Annotated in this window: 4 protein-coding genes and 1 pseudogene; all 5 read right to left on the reverse strand. The window is 69.7% G+C overall.

The annotated features are described in order from the left end of the window. Positions 1–240, reverse strand: a 240-nt coding sequence (locus tag AC27L3_RS29430; RefSeq protein WP_487237104.1) for an ATP/GTP-binding protein, incomplete at its 3' end; no start/stop codon positions are given. Then, positions 221–739, reverse strand: a complete 519-nt coding sequence (locus AC27L3_RS29435) for a DUF742 domain-containing protein (protein ID WP_487237105.1) — start codon at positions 737–739, stop codon at positions 221–223. The genes AC27L3_RS29435 and AC27L3_RS29430, both read right to left, overlap by 20 nt. A gap of 83 nt (positions 740–822) precedes the next feature. Beyond that, positions 823–1,236 (reverse strand): roadblock/LC7 domain-containing protein, encoded by a 414-nt coding sequence (locus AC27L3_RS29440; RefSeq protein WP_181143878.1) that lies wholly within the window; start codon positions 1,234–1,236, stop codon positions 823–825. Between the two features lie 10 nt (positions 1,237–1,246). After that, the gene (locus AC27L3_RS29445; protein WP_487237106.1) at positions 1,247–4,264 is read right to left on the reverse strand and encodes a sensor histidine kinase; all 3,018 of its coding nucleotides are present in this window, start codon (positions 4,262–4,264) and stop codon (positions 1,247–1,249) included. 346 nt (positions 4,265–4,610) lie between these two features. Beyond that, positions 4,611–4,824, reverse strand: a pseudogene (locus AC27L3_RS29450) (ATP-binding protein); the annotation flags it as partial.

The following is a 4,824-nucleotide window of genomic DNA, read 5'->3' on the forward strand; positions in this document are numbered from 1 at the left end:
CTGGTCCAGGGTGATACGGCCGAAGTCCATGGCCACGGTCGTCGTGGTCTTGTCCGGCGCGTGGGTGAGGTCGTCGATGCCCGCCGAGGCGGAGGTCATGACGGCTTCGGTGCGCAGCGGGTTGATCTCCGAGACCGCGCCGACGAACGTGGTCTTGCCCACGCCGAAGCCACCGGCCACCACGATCTTCGCGGAGGTGGTCGAGCGGGCTGCCTCGCCGCTAGAGGTTCCGAAGTCCACTGAGCACCCTTTCGAGCAGTGTCACGTCAGGCTGACCGCCGGCGGATGCATCCCCGCCGGGCTGGTGAATGGCGACTAGTCCGGCCTCCGCCAGGTCGGCGACAAGGATCCGGGCGACGCCGAGCGGAATGGAAAGAAGTGCCGAGATCTCGGCGACCGACTTGATCTCGTGGCACAGGTGGCAGATGCGCTGGTGTTCCGGCAACTGCCCGTGGAGCTGGGACGGCTGGGCCGTGGTGTGCACCAGCGCCTCGATGGCGAGCTGGTAACGCGGCCTCGTCCGGCCGCCGGTCATCGCATAGGGGCGGACCAGCGGATTCTGCTTGCCTCCCGAGGGGGAGGCCGCGCGCCGGTACTGCTGCGGCGCCTGCACATGGGCAGGGCGCTGCTGCTCCGGCACGACTTGGTGGCTTGGCGCGGAGGGGAAGTTGTAGCGGTTCAGCGGGGGCTCCGCCTGCTGGTCGTTTCCGTACGGGTAACCGCCTGGGGGCGTTGCCACGTCTCCTCCTCGGCTTGCCTGTCTGCTGCTGGTCGCGCCACCGCACCCTATGGCGCGGTGGCGCGAAACGCACTCTTTCCGGGTTAGTTGAGAAGGCTCCCCTGCAGTTCGGCGCGCAGGTCGGGCGTGAGCACATTGCCCGCGCGGTCGACCAGCAGGGCCATCTCGTAGCCCACGAGGCCGATGTCGCACTCGGGGTGCGCCAGCACCGCGAGGGACGAACCGTCCGAGATGGACATGATGAAGAGGAAGCCGCGCTCCATCTCGACGACGGTCTGGTTGACCGTGCCGCCCTCGAAGATGCGCGAGGCGCCCGCGGTCAGCGAGGTCAGGCCGGAGGCCACCGCCGCCAGCTGGTCGGCGCGGTCCCGCGGAAAGCCTTCGGACATCGCCAGAAGGAGTCCGTCGGCGGAGACCACGACGGTGTGGGACACCCCTGGGGTGTTGTCCACGAAACTGGTGATCAACCAGTTCAGGTTCTGCGCCGCCTGGCTCATCGGGCTCACACTAACGCTCCTGATCGTAGGTGCCGCCGGGGCCGAAGCCCTGGTCGTGTTGCTCATGCTGTGCGGGTGCCGGGAACTCGCCGGAGTCCGACCCCACGGTGCGTCCCTGCTGGATGCCGCGGCGCAGGTTCGCCAACCTGCCCCGGACGTCCTCCGGTGCGCGGGATATCTGCGGGCCGGCCGGGGCGCTCTGCCCGGCCGCCGTGCCCTCGACCAGATTGGCCTTGGGGACCCGGCGGGGGAGACCGGAGGAGGTCACTCCGCCGGCCTTCGGCTCACGGAGCTGCTTGGCCTGCTGCCAGCGCTCGTCGTTGACCGACTGCCATGCGGCAGTGTCGCCCTCCCGGGGCTGCTGTGGCGTCCCCTGCGGGGACCGCTCGGGTTCTCCGCCGTCCCTCGTGGCCTCCTCGCCCGGCTCGGAGTTCTGCCACCGCTTGTCGCGGCGCGGCAGACCGGACCCGGTCAGCGCGGGGGAGCCGCTCGAAGCGGGGCCCGGACGGTCGAACTCTACGCGCTCGGGCTGCGCCGTGTCAGCGGACGGCCGGGATTCCGGTTCCGCTGCGTAACCCTGCCCGTACGTCTGCTGGTACGTACCTGTGCCGGCCCATTCGCCTTGGCCGTCAGGGGTGTTGTAGTCGGCGTACGCCTGCGGGGCGTTCGGCGTCTGCTCCTCGTAGCCGGATTCCGGGTAACCGTCCTGCGGGTACTCGTAACCCTGCTGCGGGTACGGCTGCTCCTGCGCGGTCTCGTCGCGGAAGAGCGGGCGCTGGTCGGAGGCCTGCGCGCCCAGCTGGGCACGGCGCTCCTCGCGCATCAGCGAGCGGCCGACCGGGTCCAGCGAGGTGGACTCCCCGCCGGACTCGTAGCGGGAGTCGTCGAAACCGAGCTCGGCGGCCGTGCGCATGCCGGCGACGGGAGCCGGCTGCTGCTGGTCGGGCACCATGCGGGAGACGGTGAAGTCGTCCGGGGCCAGCTCGTCGCCGCCGCCACCGTGGGTGATGGCGTCCGGCAGCATCACCAGCGAGGTGGTGCCGGCCTGCTCGCCCGAGGGACGCAGCTGGACGCGGATGCCGTGGCGCATGGCCAGGCGGCCGACCACGAACAGACCCATGCGCTGGGAGATCGCGGCGTCCACCGTCGGCGGGTTGGCCAGCTTGTGGTTGATGTCCGCGAAGTCCTCGGCGGTCAGGCCGATGCCCTTGTCGTGGATCTCCACCATCACGCGGCCGTCGGGCAGCCGGGTGGCGGTGACGCGGACCTTGGTGTGCGGGGAGGAGAACGTGGTGGCGTTCTCCAGCAGCTCGGCCAGCAGGTGCACGAGGTCGGTCACGGCCAGGCCGTGGATCTCGGCGTCCGGCACGCCGGACAGCTCGATGCGCTCGTACGCCTCCACCTCGGAGGAGGCCGCGCGCAGCACGTCCACCAGCGGGATCGGCTGGTCCCAGCGGCGGCCGGGCTCCTCGCCCGCGAGGATGAGGAGGTTCTCGCCGTTGCGCCGCATGCGGGTGGCCAGGTGGTCCAGGCGGAAGAGGTTCTCCAGCTGGTCCGGGTCGGCCTCGTTGTTCTCCAGGTCGGTGATGAGGTTCAGCTGTCCCTCGATCAGTGCCTGGTTGCGGCGGGAGAGGTTGGTGAAGATCGCGTTGACGTTGCCCCGGAGCAGGGCCTGCTCCGCGGCGAGGCGGACCGCCTCGCGGTGCACCTGGTCGAAGGCGCGGGCGACCTCGCCGATCTCGTCACCGGTGGTGATCGGGATGGGCTGGACACGGGTGTCCACCTTGCCCGGATCGGTGCGCGAGAGCTGGTCGACCAGCGCCGGCAGGCGCTGCTCGGCCACGTCGAAGGCCGCGGCGCGCAGCCGGCGCATGCTCCGGCTCATCGAGCGGGCCATCCGGCCGGCCACGAAGAAGGCGACCACGAGGGCGAAGACCATGATCGAGGAGTTGACGATCGCGTCCTGCGTCGCCTGCGAGGCGATGGACTCGGCCTCCTCCACCGCGTGGTCGGCGAGGTGCTCCTCGACCGTGCGGTAGGCGTTGAACTTGCCCGTGGAGGTCTGCAGCCAGGTGTCGGCCGTCACGCCCTGCGCCTTGAGCTGCGCGGTGGTGGCGCCCGACATGATGGCGGCGGTCATCTTGTCCTGCGCGTCGGTCTGGGCCTCGGTGGCCATGGCCGACTTCATGCGCTTGATGTCCTCGTCCCCGGCGCCCGCCTCGAACTCGCTGCGGGCGATGTACTCGAGGAAGTTGTACGAGGAGAAGGACGTCAGCAGCACCTGGCGCTCGGCGGCACTGCCCGGCTTCAGCAGCAGGTGCGTGCCGATGGAGCGCTGCAGCGACTCGGCGGCCTTGGCCAGCGAGACGGCGTAGACCGCACGTCCGTAGGAGGTGACGTTGCCGGTGCCCAGGCCCAGCTCGTTGGTGAAGGCCATCAGGGGACGCTGGATGGCGCCGTAGCCGTCCTCGGTCTTCGTCCCGTCCAGAGCAGGGGTGTACGCGGCCGAGCGCAGCTTGACCAGCGTCGGCTCCGCGTCGCGCACCGCCTTCAGACGGCGCTTGAGGCTCGGGGTGTCCGGCATCGCCTTGGCGGCCGTGTCGAACTCGGCGCGCGCCTTGTCCGTGGCCGCCCGTACCTTCTTGATGACCGGGTCGTCCGTGCTGCCCTCGAGCAGCGGCTTGGCCGTCAGGTCGCGCTCGTCGATGACGGCGTGGGCGTACGTGGCCGCCGCGCGCACCGCGCGGGCCGTGTTCGCCGCGTCCGCCGCCTCGTTCCAGGTGTCGACCGACTTCTTGACGTCGAGACCGCCGAAGACCAGCGCGACGAGCACCGGGATCAGCAGAATCGCGTTCAGCCGGACCGGCACACGCCAGTTGCGCGGCGAGAATCTGCCGCCGCGGGCCGGAGCGGGGGTGGCGGGGGTTTCGGGCATCTCGGAAGGCGGCACCGCTGTGCGCGACGGCGGGGTGAAGTTGCCCCGCGCGTCCCGCGTCTGCTGCGCGGCGCCCGTCTTTCTTCGCCTCACTCGACCAACAACCTCTCGGCGTCCAACAACCTCTCGGCGTCGGCACCTGTTCCTGTGCCGTTTATCTGCTGAGCCGTCACTGCTCAGTCCGGGAATTCCAGCACGTGAGGCAGGTCCAATCCAAACAACGGACAGAGCCCGTGAAGGCCGCGATTTGCCCGACATAAAACGGGCATTAAGGCCGAGCCGCGCCAAATGCCGGGCGAGGTGTGTGCGGAGCGAAGTCGGCCGGACGCGACGAGTGGTCGCGCCCGGCCAATTCTCTGTCGAAACGTTATGAACCCAGAAGCGTTTGCGTGGTCAATCCCACAACTTACGCCCCGTCATAACTCGCCACGTTGGGTACCTATTTCAGCCGCGCCATCAGCGCGTGCTCGACGAGCGTGATGAGGGTGGACTTCGCCTCGTGGCGGTGCCGCGCGTCGGTGGTGATGATCGGCGCGTCGGGGCCGATCTGCAGTGCCTCGCGGACCTCCTCCGGAGCGTAGGGCTGCTGTCCGTCGAAGCCGTTGAGGGCGATGACGAAGGGCAGGCCGCTGTTCTCGAAGTAGTCGACCGCG

It is taken from the genome of Streptomyces sp. PKA51, assembly GCF_057552455.1.

What these genes read in the sequence shown, in the direction of transcription:
- AC27L3_RS29440 (WP_181143878.1), bottom strand. Translation starts at nt 1,236, where the DNA reads ATGAGCCAGGCGGCGCAGAACCTGAACTGGTTGATCACCAGTTTCGTG.